A 16,370-nucleotide genomic window follows, 5' to 3' on the forward strand; every position below is an offset into this window, starting at 1 on the left:
CGGACCGGCACCGGCGGACGGACCGGCACCGGATCGCCGACCTCGCCGAGTAGGGGCAGAATCGGTGGGATGCGATACGTGATCATCGGGGCGGGCGCGGTCGGCGGCACCATCGGCGTACTGCTGGGGGAGGCCGGGCGCGACGTGACGCTGGTGGCGCGCGGGGCGCACCTGGACGCGATCCGGCGGCAGGGCCTCACCCTGCGGACCCCGGACCGGGCGGTGACCTGGCGGGGGCCGGCCGCCGACGGGCCGGGGCCGGAGCCGCTGCCGGCCGACACCGTCCTGGTGCTGACCGTCAAGTCGCAGCACACCTGGGCCGCCCTGGACGCCTGGGCGGACGCCCCGGTCACCGGTGGCGGTACGGCAGGGCAGCGGCTGCCGCTGTTCACCGCGCAGAACGGGGTGGCGAACGAGCCGACCGCGCTGCGTCTGTTCGCCGACGTCCACCCGGTCTGCGTCTGGTTGCCGGCCACCCATCTCGATCCGGGTGTGGTGATCGCCAGCGGTCACCCGTACCCGGGGGTGTTGCACCTGGGCCGCTACCCGGCGGGGGCCGACAAGGTCGACGCGGCGGTGTCGGCGGACCTGACCGCGGCCGGCTTCGTCGCCCCGGTCCGGGACGACGTGATGCGCTGGAAGTACGGCAAGCTGCTGAACAACCTCGGCAACGGGGTGCAGGCCCTGTTCGGGGCGGACTACCCCCGCTGGCTGGTCGACCGGGTCCGGGCCGAGGGCGCGACAGTGCTCGCCGCGGCGGGCATCGCGCACCCCTGCGACGACGAGGAGCGGGCCGAGCGGGACGGTCGGGTCGGCACCCGGCCGGTCGACGGTCAGCCGCGCAGCGGCAGCTCGACCTGGCAGAGCCTGACCCGGGCGGCCGGCTCCACCGAGGCCGACCACCTCAACGGGGAGATCGTGCAGCTAGGCCGGCGTCTCGGGGTGCCCACGCCGGCCAACGCCGCAGTGCAGGTCGCGGTGCGGCGGCTGGCCCGGGACCGGCTTCCCGCCGGCACGTTCCCGCTGGCCGAGCTGACCGGCGTGGTCGAGGGACCAGATTGACCGGCTGAACACGCAACCCACCGGGGCGCGGCGTGCGTGTCACAGGCGACCGCCACGGGGGAGGTACCAGGGTGCCGGACGTCGACGGGTTCGACGAGTTCTATCGGGGCAGCCGGCAACGGCTGCTCGCCTTCGTCTGCGCGCTCACCGGCAACCTGGCCGAGGCGCAGGACGCCGTGCAGGAGGCGTACATCCGGGCCTGGCAGCGCTGGACGACGGTGAGCGGTTACGACGACCCGGAGGCCTGGGTACGGGTGGTCGCCTCCCGGATCGCGGTCAGCCGCTGGCGCAGCCTGCGCAGTCGGGCCCGCGCCTACCTGCGGCACGGGGCGACCGAGAGCATGCCCGGCCCCGGCACCGAGACGCTCGAGGTGGTCACCGCCCTGCGTCAACTGCCCGAGGAGCAGCGCACCGCGCTCGCCCTCTACTACCTGGTCGGCATGCCCGTCGCCGAGGTGGCCCGGGAGACCGCAGCCCCGGTGGGCACGGTGAAGGCGCGGCTCTCCCGGGGGCGCGCTGCGCTCGCCGGACTGCTCGCCGTCTCTGACCTGGAGGAGGTCTGATGGGTGAGGATCTGTACTTCGTCGAGCGGCTGCACCGGGATCTCCGCGAGGTCGGCTGGCCCGAGCCGGCGGAGATCCGCGCCCGCGCCCGCCGCCGCAGCCGTCGTACGGCGACGCTGTCGGCGGTGACGGTGCTCGTCGTGCTCGCCGGCTCCGCCGGGGCGGTGCGGGAGCGGGCCACCGTGCCGTCGTCGACGCCGGCCGCCCCGGTCGCGGCCTCGGCACCGGTCGCCGGAGCCCCGGCCCCGTCCCGGGTGGAGATCCCCCTCGACGCGCTGCTCACCCCCGCCGAACTGCCCACGAAGACCGGGGTACGGCTCGGCGAGACCGGGCTGGGCGAGACCGTCCGGGTCGACCCGCTGCTCGAATCGTGCGGGCGGGAACGCGAGGTCGCCGCCCAACTGCCGGTGTCGCGTGCCTCCCGCTCGCAGACCCTGCTCCGGCCGTCGTACCGGGCCGACGCCTCGGCCGGGCCGGTGCTGACCCAGGACGTCTACCGGATCGAGCTGACCCGGGGCCGGTGGCTCTTCGGCGAGATCGACCGGCTGCTCAACGCGTGTCCGGACTGGACTCTTACCGCGTCCACCCTGACGACCGGCCGGCAGCCGGTCCGCACGGAGCAGGAGCACCGGTGGGAGCCGTCGGTGCGGGACTTCGCCGGTGACCAGTCGGTGCTGCTGCGGCACGTGGCGCTGCAACCCCGGACGCAGACCGACGGGGAGCCGGTCGGCGGGCCCCCCACCGTCGAGACCACCCTGGTGGTCCGGGTCGGTGACCTGGTCACCGTGGTCGTGCCCGCCCCGGACACGGTCGCCGACCGGGTCGACGGCACCGGACCCGGGATAAACTACGCCGACCTGATCGACCTGGGTGAGGTGGCCGCGAGACGGCTCTGCCCGGCCGCCGACCCGCCCTGCTGACCGGCCCGCGTGGCCCCCGCTCTGCTGACCTGTCCGCGCCGGGCGGGCCGCCGGCGGCCGGGGCGGCCGGCTAAAGCGGGATGTTGCCGTGCTTCTTCGGCGGCAGGGTCTCCCGCTTGGTCCGCAGCACCCGCAGCGCCCGGACGATCTGGGTACGGGTCTCGTGCGGCGGGATCACCGCGTCGACGTATCCACGCTCGGCGGCGATGTACGGGTTGGCCAGGGTGTCCTCGTACTCGGCGATCCGTTGGGCGCGGACGGCGGCCGGATCCTCGGCGGCGGCCAGCTCCTGCCGGTAGAGGATGTTCACCGCGCCCTGCGCCCCCATCACCGCGATCTGCGCCGTCGGCCAGGCGAAGTTCAGGTCGGCACCGAGGTGCTTGGAACCCATCACGTCGTACGCCCCGCCGTACGCCTTGCGGGTGATCACGGTGACCTTCGGCACGGTGGCCTCGGCGTACGCGTAGATGAGCTTCGCGCCCCGACGGATGATGCCGTCCCACTCCTGGCCGGTGCCGGGCAGGAAACCGGGGACGTCCACGAAGGTCAGCACCGGGATGTTGAACGCGTCGCAGGTGCGCACGAACCGGGCCGCCTTCTCCGAGGCGGCGATGTCCAGGGTGCCGGCGAAGTGCATCGGCTGGTTGGCGACCACCCCCACCGGGCGACCCTCGACCCGGCCGTAGCCGACCAGCATGTTCTGCGCGTAGAGCGGCTGGACCTCCAGGAACTCCCCGTCGTCGAGGACGTGCGCGACGACCCGGTGCATGTCGTACGGCTGGTTGGCCGAGTCGGGGACCAGCGTGTCCAACTCCCGGTCGGCGTCGGTGACGTCGAGGTCGGCCGGGGTGTCGAAGACGACGGGCTCGTCGAGGTTGTTCGACGGCAGGTAGGACAGCAGCGCCTTGACGTAGTCGACCGCGTCGTCCTCGTCGGCGGCCAGGTAGTGGGCGTTGCCGCTGCGGGTGTTGTGGGTGCGGGCGCCGCCCAGCTCCTCCATCGCCACGTCCTCACCGGTGACGGTCCTGATGACGTCCGGGCCGGTGATGAACATGTGCGAGGTCCGGTCGACCATCACGGTGAAGTCGGTGACCGCCGGGGAGTAGACCGCCCCACCCGCGCACGGGCCCATGATCAGGGAGATCTGCGGGATGACCCCGCTGGCCCGGACGTTTCGGAAGAAGATCTCGCCGTAGAGGCCGAGCGAGGCGACGCCCTCCTGGATGCGGGCGCCACCGGAGTCGTTGATCCCGACCACCGGGCAGCCGATCTTCATGGCCAGGTCCATCACCTTGACGATCTTTTCGCCGAAGACCTCGCCGAGGGAGCCACCGAAGACCGTGAAGTCCTGCGCGAAGACGCAGACCTGCCGGCCGTCGACGGTGCCGTAACCGGTGACCACCCCGTCGCCGTACGGGCGGGTGCGGTCCAGCCCGAAGTTGGCGGACCGGTGCCGGGCGAACTCGTCCAGCTCGACGAAGGAGCCCTCGTCGAGCAGCAGCCCGATCCGCTCCCGGGCGGTCTTCTTGCCCCGCGCGTGCTGCTTCTCCACCCCGCGCGCCCCCGCGTGCACCGCCTCGTCGACCCGGCGCTCCAGGTCCGCCAGCTTGCCCGCGGTGCTGTGGATGTTGGTCCCGGTCTCGGTAGTCACCCTGGGAATATAACGATGGTTCAGGCCCGCGCCGCTGTGCAGTACGCCTCAGCGACCTCCGCCGCAGGCTGGCGGGGCGGCGGGGTCGGCCCGGCCCGTAGGCTGGCGGGATGCCGGGCTCGCCGTACACCGATCTGGACCGACCGCCGTTGTCGGCGGCACGGCTGTCCCGGGCGTTGACCGCGCCGCTGGGGCCCTGGCGGCGGTTGGACCTGCGGGCCGAGACCGGCTCGACCAACGCCGACGCGGCCGACGCCGCGCGGGCCGGCGAGCCGGAGGGTCTGGTCGTGGTCGCCGAGCGGCAGACCGCCGGCCGGGGCCGGCGCGGTCGGGCCTGGCAGTCGCCGCCCCGGGCGGGCCTCGCGACCAGCGTGCTGCTCCGGCCCGGCGAGGCCGTCACCGAGCGCGACTGGCCACCGGCCCCCCCGACCGGGTACGGCTGGCTGCCCCTGCTCGCCGGTGTCGCGCTGGTCGAGGCGGTCTCCCTGCTGGCCGAGCTGGACGCCGGCCTGAAGTGGCCCAACGACCTGCTGATCGGCGACGCCAAGTGCGCCGGCATCCTGGCCGAGGCGGTGCCGGCGGCCGGCGGAGCGGAGCCGCCCGCGATCGTGCTCGGTGTCGGGCTGAACGTGACGCTGCGCGCCGACGAGCTGCCGGAGAACCCGACCGGCGTGCCGGCCACCTCGCTGCAACTCGCCGGTGCCACCGCGACCGATCGTGATCCTCTGCTGCGGGCCCTGCTGCGCGCCCTCGCCGACTGGTACGACAGGTGGCGGGTCGCCGGCGGTGACGCCGACGCGTGCGGCCTGCGCGAGGCGTACCTGGCCTCCTGCGCCACGGTGGGCCGGCAGGTACGGGTGCTGCTGCCCGACGGATCCGCGCTGACCGGGCTCGCCACCGGCGTGGACGCCGACGGGCACCTGCTTGTCGACACCGCAGCCGGCCAGCGCCGGTTGGCCGCCGGGGACGTGCTGCACCTGCGGTGACCGGGGCCGCCTCCGGTCGGGTCGGCGGCCGGGCCGCCTCCGGTCGGTTCGTGCGGGGGGTGCACGGCGGGCCGACCGTCGGATCCGACGGGTCGTGTCGACCGGTTACGGTCAGCGCGTCCGGTTGTCGGCTAGGAGGTTCCCGTGGCGTTCCCCGAAGATGTGCTCACCGAGGACGAGCACGTCGTCCTGCACCTGCACCCGCACTGGAAGGCGCTGCTGCGGCCCATCCTGGTGCTGGTCGTCGGCGTCGCGGCGGTGGTGGCGGGCTGGCTCCTGCTGCCCGACGGTGACGGTGGCACGATCGCGCTCTACGTCGTCGCCGGGTTGTTCCTGATCGCGGCGCTCTGGCTGGGTCTGTGGCCGTTCCTGGTCTGGCGCACCACCCACTACCTGTTCACCAACGAGCGGGTGCTGCTCCAGGAGGGCGTCTTCTCCCGGCACCGGCGGGACCTGCCGCTGGCCCGGATCAACGACCACTCGATGAGCCAGCGCTTCGTCGAGCGGCTGCTCGGCTGCGGCACCCTGACCATCGAGTCGGCCGGGGAACGCGGCCAGTCGGTGCTCGTCGACGTGCCCCGGGTCGACCGGGTCCAGACCACCCTCTACGAGCTGGTGGAGGCGCAGCACGACAAGCACACGCTTGGCGACGGCGAGATGCGCGAGATCCTGGCCGACATGCGCGACGGCAAGCCGCTGCGCGACACCACCGGCTGACACTCTTCGGGCCTGCGCGCCGGCCCCGGGGGTTCCCCCGGGGCCGTGGTCGATCGGGTTCGGTCAGGAGCGCGGCGCGCGGTTGGTGCCGACGCGCAGCTCGGTGGCCAGCTCCGCGTTCAGGTCGCCGCCGCCGGCCGCCCGGCCGAGACCGGCGCTTCCGCCCTGGGCCTGCTTGAACACCGGCTCGGTGGTCGGACCCGGTGGGAACACCGGCTCGGTGGCCGGGGCGGGCCTGGGCGTCGGTTCGGTGGCCGGAGCGGGCCTGGGCGTCGGTTCGGTGGCCGGGGCGGGCCGCTGGTCCGGCTGGTCCTGGGCCTCCTCCAGTTCGCTTACCGACTCGGCCAGCTCGGCGACCGGGTCCATTTCGGCCATGGTGTCCCACTCGTCCCGCTTGATGGAGTGCCAGGTCTCCTCGGCGTGCTGGGCGACCGGCTGGAAGACGAAGGTCCGGTAGGACCAGAAGCGGAACAGGGTGGCGAGCAGCACACCGCCTGTCTTCGCCACGTTGAGCGCGAGCAGGCTGTTGAACCCCAGGCCGTACTTGGCCGCCGCGAGGACCCCCAGCTCGATGATCAGGCCGGCACCGTTGAACAGGAAAAAGAGGGCGTATTCCCGCCGGAGTGCCGATTTGGGTCGATCCCGGTACGTCCAGTGACGATTCATCAGATATGACGTGATGGTCGCCACGATGGTGGCGATGACCGTCGCCTTCAGTTGACCGTCGACGAAAACCGTGAGTGCGAGGGCATTGAACACCGCGTAATTGATGACGGTGTTGACGCCCCCGACGATGCCGAATTTGAGCGCCTCGCGGATGAACTTCTGCCAGCGCTCGGGCAGCAGACGGACAAGACGCATGCGCAACACCTTAGGGCAGTGGACGATGCCGGATTCTCCGGCTGGACGGGGTGGGCGGCCGGTCACGCCCCGGACGACGACGGGTCGCTGGTCGCCTCCGGAACCGGGGGAGTTCCCGCTTCCACGAAGACGAACCGTCGGTACGACCAGAACCGGAACAGCGTGCCGAGCGCGGTGCCCACCACGTAGCTGGCGATGTTGTCGGCCAACGGGGTGCGGAAGACACCGGGCCAGATGCTGCCCAACCCGTAGCGGCTGCCCGCCAGGCAGGCCACCGCGATCCCCAGGCCGACCGCGTTGAAGAAGAAGAAGAGCGCGTACTCACGGGCCGGGTTGGAGCGGACCCGGTGCCGCCAGGTCCAGAACCGGTTGCCGACGAAGGCCACGGTCGCCGCGATCACCGTGGAGACGACCCTGGCGGTCACCGGCTCGAAGCCCCGGCCCAGCGTCAGGTAGTTGAACAGCGTGAAGTCGACCAGGAAGGCCACCCCGCCGACCGTGGCGAACTTGCTCAACTCACGGATGAGATGACCGAACCGGTCGAGCAACGAACGGACCAGACCCGGGCGGGTCTGCGGGGTGCCCGGTTGGTCCCCGGTCATCGTCGCGGCCACCCCGCGAGCGTACCGGTTCCCGGCTGTCCGGACGGGGCACCACCGGCGACCTGTCGCCGCGACGCGGACCGGTCCGCCCGACCGCCCGGTTCCGCCGTTTCCCGTCGGCCGTTCCCGCAGTCGCCGACAGTTCGTCGAAGGATCTGCGTGAAAGTGCGCGTGAAAGCGGGTATCAGCTCGTGTTACCGCAGCCGGGCCGCACCTTGTGCAGTTGTTCACAACCAGTCCCACTGACGCGCAGGTCCGCCCGGTTTACGCTGAGGCCAATCCCAGGTTTCCACGAAGGCGACGCGGCCCGCGTCCGCCGAGACTCGTGCATCCCATAAATCGGTCAGCGTCGACCACAAGGAGATGAGTCATGGTTGCTCCGGCTACTGTGCGGGGGATCGATCAGGCCCCCACGACCCACCCCAAGCTGCTCGCCTGGGTCCGGCAGATCGCGGAACTGACCACGCCGGACCGGGTTGTCTGGGTGGACGGGTCCGACGAGGAGTGGCGGCGTCTCACCGACGAACTCGTCGACAACGGCACCCTGGTCCGGCTGAACCCGGAGAAGAAGCCGAACTCGTTCTACTCCCGCACCGACCCCACGGACGTCGCCCGGGTCGAGGAGCGCACGTTCATCTGTTCGGTGGACGAGGCGGACGCCGGCCCCACCAACAACTGGATGGCGCCGGCCGAGATGAAGCGGACGATGACCGACCTCTACCGGGGCGCGATGCGCGGCCGGACGATGTACGTCATCCCCTTCTGCATGGGGCCGGTCGAGGCCGAGAACCCGATGTTCGGCGTCGAGATCACCGACAGCCCGTACGTGGTCGCCTCGATGCGGATCATGACCCGGATGGGCGCCAGCGTGCTCGACGCGATGGGTGACGACGCCGACTTCGTGCACGCGCTGCACTCCATCGGCGCCCCGCTCGCCCCCGGCCAGTCCGACGTGGCCTGGCCGTGCAACGAGACGAAGTACATCTCGCACTTCCCGGAGACCCGGGAGATCTGGTCCTACGGCTCCGGTTACGGCGGCAACTCGCTGCTCGGCAAGAAGTGCTACTCGCTGCGGATCGCCAGCGTGATGGGGCGGGACGAGGGTTGGCTCGCCGAGCACATGCTGATCCTGAAGATCACCTCGCCGCAGGGGAAGGTCTACCACGTGGCGGGCGCGTTCCCCTCCGCCTGCGGCAAGACCAACCTGGCCATGCTGGAGCCGACCATCCCCGGCTGGAAGGTCGAGACCATCGGCGACGACATCGCCTGGATGCGGTTCGGCTCCGACGGCCGCCTCTACGCGGTCAACCCGGAGTACGGCCTGTTCGGGGTCGCCCCGGGCACCGACTGGAAGACCAACGCCAACGCGATGCGGACGCTGGACCGGGGCAACTCGATCTTCACCAACGTCGCCCTCACCGACGACGGGGACATCTGGTGGGAGGGGATGGGGGAGCCGCCGGCCCACCTGGTCGACTGGAAGGGCAACGACTGGACGCCTCAGAGCGAGCAGCTCTCCTCCCACGCGAACAGCCGGTTCTGCACCCCGATCACCCAGTGCCCGATCCTGTCCGACGAGTACTTCGACCCCAACGGGGTGCCGATCGACGCGATCCTGTTCGGCGGTCGTCGCCGGGACACCATCCCGCTGGTCACCGAGGCCCGGGACTGGGTGCACGGGGTGTACCTGGGGGCGACGCTCTCCTCGGAGACCACCGCCGCCGCGTCCGGCGCGGTAGGTGTGGTGCGGCGCGACCCGATGGCCATGCTGCCGTTCATCGGCTACCACGCCGGTGACTACTTCAACCACTGGATCGAGATGGGCAAGGGCGTCGACGGGGACGCCGCCAAGCTGCCCCGGATCTACTACGTGAACTGGTTCCGCAAGGATGCCGAGGGCAACTTCCTCTGGCCGGGCTTCGGCGAGAACTCACGGGTGCTCAAGTGGGTCGTCGAGCGGATCGAGGGCACCGCCGACGCGGTGGAGACCCCGGTCGGCATGGTCCCGACCGCCGACGCGCTGGACGTCGAGGGACTGGACATGACCCCGGAGGACGTCCGGATCGCGCTGAAGGTCGACCCGGAGGAGTGGCGCGACGAGCTGCCGTTGGTCACCGAGTGGTTCGAGAAGTTCGGTGACAAGCTCCCCGCCGTCCTCTGGTCGGAGCTGGACGCGCTGCGGGCCCGGCTCGACGCGGAACAGCCGCAGAAGTAACAGGTGTGCCGGTGACCCGTGCCGGGCAACACCGGAAGTCATGAGGACGGCCGCCGTGACCACCCCGCAGGTCCGGCGGCCGTCCGCCGTCCGGGCGCTGACCACCCTGCTCGCGTCGACCGCCGCCGCCACCGTCGTGGTCGAGCTGCTCAACTGGTGGTACGCCCCGGAGCAGGAGTTCGGCCTGGCGGTACGCACCGGCTGGGCGATGCTGCGCTCGCTGGGTTTCCTGGTGTTGATCGGGCACGTGAACCGGGGGCGGGCCGGGGCGAAGCCGTTCGGGCTGATCCTCGCCGTGACCACCGTCTTCGCGGTCGGCCGGTTGGTGGTGCCCCGGCAGGGCGTCCCACCGCTGCCCGGCCTGCTCGGTTTCGCCGTCCTCACCGCGCTCTGCGTCGCCGTGGTCGTGCTGCTCTACCGCTCGGACGCGGTCGCCGGGCACCTGGTACGGCACCGCAAGGGTCTGGTGGTCGAGGGCGGGACGATCACCTGGCGGGAGGTCGCCCCGAAACGCCCCCAGGTCACCGGCTGGCTGCTCACCAGCCGGGTGGCCGCCTTCACGTACAGCCCGTTGACGCTGGTGCCCGCCCTGGTGGCCGGCGGCGCGGTGCTGGACGGCCGACTCGCCGCCGTACCTGTGGTGCTGCTCTGGTTCGGTGCCGGCATCGTGGTCAGCTACCTGGTGCTGTTCTGCACGGCGTTCCTGATGCGTGGCCGACCGTGGGCCCGCCGCCTGCTGGTGGCGATCACCCTGGGCGTCCTCGCGGTCAACCTTCCCCTCTGCTGGTGGCTGCTGGGCCTGGACGGCCTGATCCGCGACGGCGCCCCCCTCCTGGCAGCCGCCTCCCTGACCCTCTACGCCCTCCACCGAGCCACCCGCACCGGAGAGGACGGACCCCGGTGATCAAGAGGTTTCGGTCATCGGACGGCCGGTGGATGACGTATTTCTCTTGATCACGGTGCAGGTGCGGCGTCCGAGGCACTGAGGGTGGGGGTGGGTCGCTAGGCTCAAGGGTGATGACTCTGCGGAAACTTCTCTACTCCGTCTACGAGCGCCGGTTGACGGCCAGGCTCGCGGGTCGACCGGTGCCCCGGCACGTCGGCGTGATGTGCGACGGCAATCGCCGGTGGGCACGGGAGATGGGCTTCGTCGACCCGAACGACGGGCACCGGATGGGCGCCGAGCGGATCAAGGAGTTGCTGCGCTGGTGCGACACGGCCGGCGTCGGCCACGTCACGCTCTGGCTGCTCTCCACCGACAACCTGTCCCGGCCGGCGGAGGAGCTGGATCCGCTGCTCCAGATCATCGAGGACCTGACCACCGAGCTGGCCGAGCAGGGCAACCCCTGGCGGCTGCGGATGGTCGGCGCGCTCGATGTGCTGCCGACGCAGCACGCCCAGGCGCTCAAGGCCGCCGAGGAACGCACCCGGGAACGCACCGGCGGCGCGCAGGTCAACATCGCCGTCGGGTACGGCGGACGGCGCGAGATCGCCGACGCGGTCCGGTCACTGCTGGTGGAGCACGCCGCCAAGGGCGGGACCATCGAGGAGCTGGCCGAGTCGCTGGACGTCGACCACATCTCCGAGCACCTCTACACCCGGGGCCTGCCCGATCCGGATCTGATCATCCGGACCAGCGGCGAGCAGCGGCTGTCGGGCTTCATGCTCTGGCAGTCGGCGCACTCGGAGTTCTACTTCTGCGAACTCAACTGGCCCGACTTCCGCCGGGTCGACTTCCTGCGCGCCCTGCGCTCCTACGGCACCCGCCAACGCCGCTACGGCACCTGACCACAGCTCCGCCGGTCAGACGCGGCCTCCGCCGGTCAGACGAGGCCAGGTGGGGTCGCGGCCAGGTGGGGTCGCGTTCAGGTGAGGTGGCGCAGGGCGTGGGTCAGGAAGTCACCAAGCGCGGCGGGTGAGTCGATGGTGAGGTCGGCGGCCTCGGCGACCTCATGACCGGTCTCCGGGTTGGCCACCGCCACGCAGACGCCGAGGAACCTCGGGTCGGCGGCGGACCTGGCGCGCAGCGCCGCGAACGCCTTGATGTCGGAGACGTCGTCGCCGAAGTACCAGGCGCCGCCGGCGTCCCGGACCACCTCGCCGATGACCAGCCCCTTGTCCCGGTCGACGGGGGGTTTGAGCTCCAGCACCATCCGGCCGGCCTGCACCCTGAGCCCGAGCCGCTCGGCCTGCGCCCGCCCCCACTGTTCGACCGCCGGGCCGAGCTGCTGCGCGGTACGCCAGTGCAGTGCCACGCTCAGCCGCTTGAACTCCACGAGCGCCCCGGCGGGCAGCTCGGCGCGGGCCAGGTCGGCGAGTTCGGCCATGGTGGGCACCCACGGCAGCGCGGCGGGTTCGGTGACGGTCTCGCCGCCGGAGTGGCTGTGCTCCAGGCCGTAGAGGCCGTAGAGGTCGATTCCGGTGAGGCCGCCGAGGTGGTCACGGAGGAAGTCGACGGGTCGGGCGGAGACGATCGCCACCCGCTGCACCACCGGGGCGAGGGCTTCCAGCGCGGCGAGCACCTTCGGTGCAGGGCGTACCGCGGTGGGATCGTCGTCGACCGGCGCGAGGGTGCCGTCGAAGTCGAAGAAGAGGACGGTGTCGGCGGCCCGCTCGGCGGTGGTACGCCAGGCGTGCTCAGCATCCAGCGGGGTCTGCGGCTGCTGGTTACCCAGATTCAACGGCGGCACGGGCGACAGCGTACCCCGGGGGTGATGGCTGATTCGTGGCTTCGGAATGGCTTCTTGACACCGTCGGGATACGCCGTCGGTGAATGTCCTCACTGCTCGGCGGCACCCCGTCCGCGCCGTCCCAACGGCACCACGGTGGCCTGCCGACCCTGGTTGAGCAGGTAACCCTCGACGAAGCCGGTGTTCCGGTCGCCGGTGCGGTGCTCGATCTCGTTGAGCCGCGCCACCAGGAACTCGGTGAGTGCGCTGACCCGGTCGTCGAGCCGGGCGTGCAGTTCGGCGACCACGGCCAGGACGACGGCGGTGCCGGCGGTGGTGAGAGCGAAGAGGTTGACGACCAGGGGAATCTGTTCGCCTGCCCCCACGGCGGCCATCAGGTTCGCGGTCACGCAGGCGGTCAGGGACACTGCCGCGACCAGGACCGCCCCCCATTTCAGGGTCATGGACAGACCCCTCCTTCTGTCCCGCAGGGCTGAGTTCGGCCTTGCCCGTCCCCCCGCCGACGACGAGCCCAAGCAGTACGAATACGGACGCTAGCGTGCCCGTTGCGGCCCCGGGAGGGAAACGATCAGGTCTACTCAGGCGTTCTTTCGCTATCTGAGGAACTACCCGGCCTGCTCGCCGCCATTTCGGACATCCACCGGGAGAGTGGGGCGGTATGCGAGGTAACGGATGGTTTCCCGGATGTGGAACTTCTCCGCGTCCGACACCGCCGGATCGACCAGCCGGCGCAGCAGTGCCTCCACGTCCGGGTCCATCGGGGGAGTGTTGGCGGTGCCCCGGGGGGCGGCGGCCCGGTCCCAGCCGAGAGCGGCGAAGGCTGCGGCGGGGTTCAGGCCCAGTCCCTCGCAGAAGGCCACCACCCGTTCCGCCTCCGGGTCGCTGGCCCAGTCGCCGCGAACCCACCGGTTGATCGTCTGTCGGGAGACGCCGGTGCGGCGGGAGACCTCGGTGCCGGTCCAGGCCCGCATCGCCCGGGCGTCGTCGAGTGCCCGGCGAATGAAGGTGGCGAATGCGATCTTCCGGGCGGGGGCGGTCTCGGTCACCCCGTGACGGTACGACCGGAGCGCCCGTCCGGCCTGTCCGGGGCGGATCTTTGTCACGCATATGAGACGCCCTCATGGCGCGGTCTGCCGGTCGTCGGCGGCCCGCGCATAGGTCATTACCTGGGCATAATAGCCGTATCTCAGGTCGGGGGAAACCGGACGAAAAGCTGATACTGTCACGCTCATGGGACAATCTACGGTGTGTCTCGTGCTTGAGACGATCTTTGCGCGTATGCGTAACGCCCCCGGTACGAGGGGTGTGTGGTGACCGAACTCGCGACCCGGTCCCAGGCCTTCGGCCTGATCGCGGAGGGGGTCGCCGCGGGACTGAGCGCACCCTGGCGGCTCTACCTCGCCCGGGGCTGCCGCTACCTGTCACTGAGCGTCGGCGACCGGGACGAGTGGGACGCCTGGCGGGCCCACCTCGGTTGCCCGGAGATGAGCGTCCGGGTCTACGACGCGGGTGGCGAGATCCGCCGTTCCTCGATGGCCGAGGTGGTGCTGGACGGCTGCCGGATCAGCGTCGAGCTGGTCGAGGAGGTCAGCACCGAGGACCTGGAACGGTTGCTGGTCGTCGATCCGAGCCCGGTCGAGCCGGAGGACAGGTGACCCGGCCGACGCGGCCCGCCGGAGCCGCCCGATGAGCCCCTTCCTCGCGTTGTTCCTCGTGCTCGTCCTGGGCGCCACCAGCTATGCGGCCGGTCGCCTGCACGGTCAGCTCAGCTACCGGATCGGGTACCGCTTCGGCTACCGGCAGGGCTACTTCGACGGGGACCGCGGCGCCTGGAACCGGCGTCGACGTGAGGCCCAGGCGGTGCTCGCCTCGGCCCTGGCCGCCCCGGCGGTGCCGCCCCCCGCCGCGCTTCCCCCGGCCGTACCGCACCCGACCTCAGGGCTGCCCGCCCCGGCGGTCCGCCAGGGCACCACGTACACCGGCTCCTCGTTCGCCGCTGCGCCGGGCCCGGTCGCGGCTCCGCAGCGCCCGGTGGTGGCCCCACCGGGCCCGGTCACCGGTCGGCATCCGACCGGCACCCTGGTCCGCCGGCCGGGCTGAACCGCAGGAGCCGGCACGCGTCGGTACGACGTCCGCGGCGGACGGGTACCGACGCAGACCGCGTCGGAGACGGTGACGCGGTCCCACCGGCCGGGATGCGCGCAGGGGGCCGCATCCCGGCCGGTCCGCCGACGGTGACCACCCGGCCGGGGAGATCCTGGTCCGCCCTCTAGCCGCGGCGGCCCGACGCCGCTAGCGTCTAGGCATGACCCGGGGTTCTCCCGGGTCAGCCGGCCAGCCCGGATCTGCGACCTCGCGCACGGGGTTCCGCATCCGACCCCGTGTCCCCGGGCACCGGAGGAGGCGGAACGCGGACGGCGGATGCCCGTCCGTCGGAGCAGGCCTGTGACGACTCGCCGTACGCCCGCCGGTGTCGACCAGATCCCGGCCGCGACTGCCACGACCCGCCGATCCACCCGGAGCCGCCGTACGACGGCCGCCGCTCCGCCCGGCCCCGAGGAGCCCGGACCAGCAGGCCAGGTATTCGTCCTGGACACGTCGGTGCTCCTCTCCGACCCGGCGGCCTTCCACCGCTTCGCGGAGCACGAGGTGGTCCTGCCCCTCGTGGTCATCTCGGAGCTGGAGGGCAAGCGGCACCACCCGGAGCTGGGCTGGTTCGCCCGCCAGTCCCTACGCATGCTCGACGAGCTTCGGGTCCGGCACGGTCGGCTGGACCATCCGGTGCCCGCCAACGAGTCCGGCGGCACGCTCAAGGTGGAGCTGAACCACTCGGACGACGGCGTCCTGCCCCCGGGTTTCCGCAACGAGTCCAACGACGCCCGGATCCTGTCGGTGGCGCTGAACCTGGCCGCCGAGGGGCGGGAGGTGACCCTGGTCAGCAAGGACATGCCGCTGCGGGTCAAGGCCGCCTCGGTCGGTCTGCGGGCCGACGAGTACCGGCACGGTCAGGCAAGCGATCCGACCTGGACGGGGATGGCCGAGCTGGAGCTGGGCGAGGAGGAGATCGGCCGGCTCTACGCCGGTGACTGCCTCGACCTGGACGCCGCCGCCGGACTGTCCTGTCACACCGGACTGGTGCTGCACTCCACCCGGGGCTCGGCGCTGGGCCGGGTGCTGCCCGACAAGACGGTCCGGCTGGTCCGGGGCGACCGGGAGGCGTTCGGCGTGCACGGCCGGTCGGCCGAGCAGCGGATCGCGCTGGATCTGCTGCTGGACGAGTCGATCGGGATCGTGTCGCTGGGCGGCCGGGCCGGCACCGGGAAGTCCGCGCTGGCGCTCTGCGCCGGGCTGGAGGCGGTGATGGAGCGCCGCCGGCACAAGAAGGTGGTGGTGTTCCGGCCGCTCTACGCCGTCGGCGGCCAGGAGTTGGGCTACCTGCCCGGTTCGGAGTCGGAGAAGATGTCGCCCTGGGCGCAGGCCGTCTTCGACACCCTCGGCGCGGTGGTGCACGAGAACGTGCTGGAGGAGGTCACCTCGCGGGGCATCCTGGAGGTCCTCCCGCTGACCCACATCCGGGGGCGGAGCCTGCACGACGCCTTCGTCATCGTCGACGAGGCGCAGTCGTTGGAGCGCGGCGTGCTGCTCACCGTGCTGTCCCGGATCGGGCAGGGCTCGCGGGTGGTGCTCACCCACGACGTCGCCCAGCGGGACAACCTGCGGGTGGGCCGGCACGACGGGGTGACGGCGGTGATCGAGGCGTTGAAGGGCCACCCGCTCTTCGCGCACGTCACGTTGAACAGGTCCGAACGCTCCCCGATCGCGGCGATGGTGACGGATCTGTTGGAGGACATTCCGGGCTGACCTGTCCAGGGGTGAACTCCACCCCGCATCGTCCGCATTCACTTTGTGGCGCAGGTCACAATTTGCGTACCGGGTTTCCCATCGGCCTCACTGTGCGCGATGGTGTCCCACGAGCGCCCACGTCCCGGTGGGGTCATTGGTGAACGTTCGTCCCATCTTCGGACGGGCCGCCGCCGCTCTGCCGGAACGTCGGTGGCGACCGGCCGAGGTCGGGGCGCTCGTGGCACGACCGCGCCCGTCAA

17 protein-coding genes are annotated in these 16,370 nt (G+C 71.6%); 11 read left to right on the forward strand and 6 right to left on the reverse strand.

All coding sequences use genetic code 11. From position 1 onward, the window contains the following. The first annotated feature begins 69 nt into the window (after window positions 1-69). The 3 genes from AC0AIB_RS22880 (at window position 70) to AC0AIB_RS22890 (ending at window position 2,545) form a co-directional block, all read left to right on the forward strand. A complete protein-coding gene (locus AC0AIB_RS22880; RefSeq protein ID WP_328340153.1) occupies window positions 70-1,062 on the forward strand; it encodes a ketopantoate reductase family protein in 993 nt (330 codons plus the stop codon). Between the two features lie 71 nt (window positions 1,063-1,133). After that, window positions 1,134-1,625, forward strand: coding sequence for a SigE family RNA polymerase sigma factor (locus AC0AIB_RS22885; protein ID WP_465097456.1), 492 nt, complete (start codon window positions 1,134-1,136; stop codon window positions 1,623-1,625). Continuing rightward, window positions 1,625-2,545 carry a hypothetical protein gene (locus AC0AIB_RS22890; RefSeq protein WP_328340149.1) on the forward strand — a complete coding sequence of 307 codons (921 nt, stop codon included), beginning with the start codon at window positions 1,625-1,627 and terminating at the stop codon, window positions 2,543-2,545. The genes AC0AIB_RS22885 and AC0AIB_RS22890 overlap by 1 nt, the downstream gene beginning before the upstream one ends. Before the next feature lie 70 nt (window positions 2,546-2,615). Here AC0AIB_RS22890 and AC0AIB_RS22895 read toward each other — a convergent pair whose 3' ends face one another. Then, window positions 2,616-4,196, reverse strand: a complete 1,581-nt coding sequence (locus AC0AIB_RS22895; protein WP_465097457.1) for an acyl-CoA carboxylase subunit beta — start codon at window positions 4,194-4,196, stop codon at window positions 2,616-2,618. Between the two features lie 110 nt (window positions 4,197-4,306). Between AC0AIB_RS22895 and AC0AIB_RS22900 the strand changes: the two genes are divergently transcribed. Both AC0AIB_RS22900 and AC0AIB_RS22905 read left to right on the forward strand, forming a co-directional pair. Beyond that, window positions 4,307-5,182, forward strand: coding sequence for a biotin--[acetyl-CoA-carboxylase] ligase (locus tag AC0AIB_RS22900; RefSeq protein WP_328340147.1), 876 nt, complete (start codon window positions 4,307-4,309; stop codon window positions 5,180-5,182). A gap of 144 nt (window positions 5,183-5,326) precedes the next feature. After that, on the forward strand, window positions 5,327-5,899 hold the full coding sequence (locus AC0AIB_RS22905; RefSeq protein WP_328340146.1) for a PH domain-containing protein: 573 nt from the start codon (window positions 5,327-5,329) through the stop codon (window positions 5,897-5,899). A gap of 63 nt (window positions 5,900-5,962) precedes the next feature. On the opposite strand, the gene AC0AIB_RS22910 is transcribed toward AC0AIB_RS22905, so the two are convergent. Beyond that, window positions 5,963-6,760, reverse strand: coding sequence for a GtrA family protein (locus AC0AIB_RS22910; protein ID WP_328340144.1), 798 nt, complete (start codon window positions 6,758-6,760; stop codon window positions 5,963-5,965). A 62-nt stretch (window positions 6,761-6,822) separates the two neighbouring features. Next, complete coding sequence (locus AC0AIB_RS22915) at window positions 6,823-7,593, reverse strand: GtrA family protein (protein WP_465097458.1); 771 nt, start codon at window positions 7,591-7,593, stop codon at window positions 6,823-6,825. Window positions 7,594-7,732: 139 nt separating this feature from the next. Here AC0AIB_RS22915 and AC0AIB_RS22920 point away from each other — a divergent pair, with 139 nt between their 5' ends. The 3 genes from AC0AIB_RS22920 to AC0AIB_RS22930 all read left to right on the forward strand — a co-directional run bounded on the left by AC0AIB_RS22920 (window position 7,733) and on the right by AC0AIB_RS22930 (window position 11,365). Continuing rightward, entirely contained in the window at window positions 7,733-9,577 is a 1,845-nt protein-coding gene (locus AC0AIB_RS22920; protein ID WP_328340142.1) for a phosphoenolpyruvate carboxykinase (GTP), read from the forward strand. Window positions 9,578-9,617: 40 nt separating this feature from the next. Beyond that, on the forward strand, window positions 9,618-10,481 hold the full coding sequence (locus tag AC0AIB_RS22925; protein WP_328340140.1) for a hypothetical protein: 864 nt from the start codon (window positions 9,618-9,620) through the stop codon (window positions 10,479-10,481). Window positions 10,482-10,594: 113 nt separating this feature from the next. After that, window positions 10,595-11,365 carry an isoprenyl transferase gene (locus tag AC0AIB_RS22930; RefSeq protein ID WP_328340138.1) on the forward strand — a complete coding sequence of 257 codons (771 nt, stop codon included), beginning with the start codon at window positions 10,595-10,597 and terminating at the stop codon, window positions 11,363-11,365. A gap of 77 nt (window positions 11,366-11,442) precedes the next feature. Here AC0AIB_RS22930 and otsB read toward each other — a convergent pair whose 3' ends face one another. The 3 genes from otsB to AC0AIB_RS22945 all read right to left on the reverse strand — a co-directional run bounded on the left by otsB (window position 11,443) and on the right by AC0AIB_RS22945 (window position 13,313). After that, the gene (otsB, locus tag AC0AIB_RS22935) at window positions 11,443-12,267 is read right to left on the reverse strand and encodes a trehalose-phosphatase (protein WP_328340137.1); all 825 of its coding nucleotides are present in this window, start codon (window positions 12,265-12,267) and stop codon (window positions 11,443-11,445) included. A gap of 89 nt (window positions 12,268-12,356) precedes the next feature. Continuing rightward, complete coding sequence (locus AC0AIB_RS22940; RefSeq protein WP_465097459.1) at window positions 12,357-12,710, reverse strand: hypothetical protein; 354 nt, start codon at window positions 12,708-12,710, stop codon at window positions 12,357-12,359. Window positions 12,711-12,872: 162 nt separating this feature from the next. After that, window positions 12,873-13,313 carry an XRE family transcriptional regulator gene (locus AC0AIB_RS22945; RefSeq protein ID WP_328340134.1) on the reverse strand — a complete coding sequence of 147 codons (441 nt, stop codon included), beginning with the start codon at window positions 13,311-13,313 and terminating at the stop codon, window positions 12,873-12,875. Window positions 13,314-13,577: 264 nt separating this feature from the next. On the opposite strand from AC0AIB_RS22945, the gene AC0AIB_RS22950 reads away from it, so the two are divergent. From AC0AIB_RS22950 to AC0AIB_RS22960, 3 genes are all read left to right on the forward strand, one after another. Then, window positions 13,578-13,922, forward strand: a complete 345-nt coding sequence (locus tag AC0AIB_RS22950; protein WP_328340132.1) for a hypothetical protein — start codon at window positions 13,578-13,580, stop codon at window positions 13,920-13,922. 31 nt (window positions 13,923-13,953) lie between these two features. Further along, entirely contained in the window at window positions 13,954-14,367 is a 414-nt protein-coding gene (locus tag AC0AIB_RS22955; RefSeq protein ID WP_328340130.1) for a hypothetical protein, read from the forward strand. Between the two features lie 345 nt (window positions 14,368-14,712). Next, window positions 14,713-16,128, forward strand: coding sequence for a PhoH family protein (locus AC0AIB_RS22960; RefSeq protein WP_328340128.1), 1,416 nt, complete (start codon window positions 14,713-14,715; stop codon window positions 16,126-16,128). The last annotated feature ends 242 nt before the right edge of the window (window positions 16,129-16,370 follow it).

The organism is Micromonospora sp. DSM 43699, from assembly GCF_055517075.1.

Bases quoted from the DNA above. Each gene is read 5' to 3' on its own strand.
- AC0AIB_RS22880 (WP_328340153.1), top strand. From the start codon at position 70: ATGCGATACGTGATCATCGGGGCGGGCGCGGTCGGCGGCACCATCGGC.
- AC0AIB_RS22890 (WP_328340149.1), top strand. From the start codon at position 1,625: ATGGGTGAGGATCTGTACTTCGTCGAGCGGCTGCACCGGGATCTCCGC.
- AC0AIB_RS22900 (WP_328340147.1), top strand. From the start codon at position 4,307: ATGCCGGGCTCGCCGTACACCGATCTGGACCGACCGCCGTTGTCGGCG.
- AC0AIB_RS22910 (WP_328340144.1), bottom strand. From the start codon at position 6,760: ATGCGTCTTGTCCGTCTGCTGCCCGAGCGCTGGCAGAAGTTCATCCGC.
- AC0AIB_RS22920 (WP_328340142.1), top strand. From the start codon at position 7,733: ATGGTTGCTCCGGCTACTGTGCGGGGGATCGATCAGGCCCCCACGACC.
- AC0AIB_RS22925 (WP_328340140.1), top strand. From the start codon at position 9,618: ATGAGGACGGCCGCCGTGACCACCCCGCAGGTCCGGCGGCCGTCCGCC.
- AC0AIB_RS22930 (WP_328340138.1), top strand. From the start codon at position 10,595: ATGACTCTGCGGAAACTTCTCTACTCCGTCTACGAGCGCCGGTTGACG.
- AC0AIB_RS22940 (WP_465097459.1), bottom strand. From the start codon at position 12,710: ATGACCCTGAAATGGGGGGCGGTCCTGGTCGCGGCAGTGTCCCTGACC.
- AC0AIB_RS22955 (WP_328340130.1), top strand. From the start codon at position 13,954: ATGAGCCCCTTCCTCGCGTTGTTCCTCGTGCTCGTCCTGGGCGCCACC.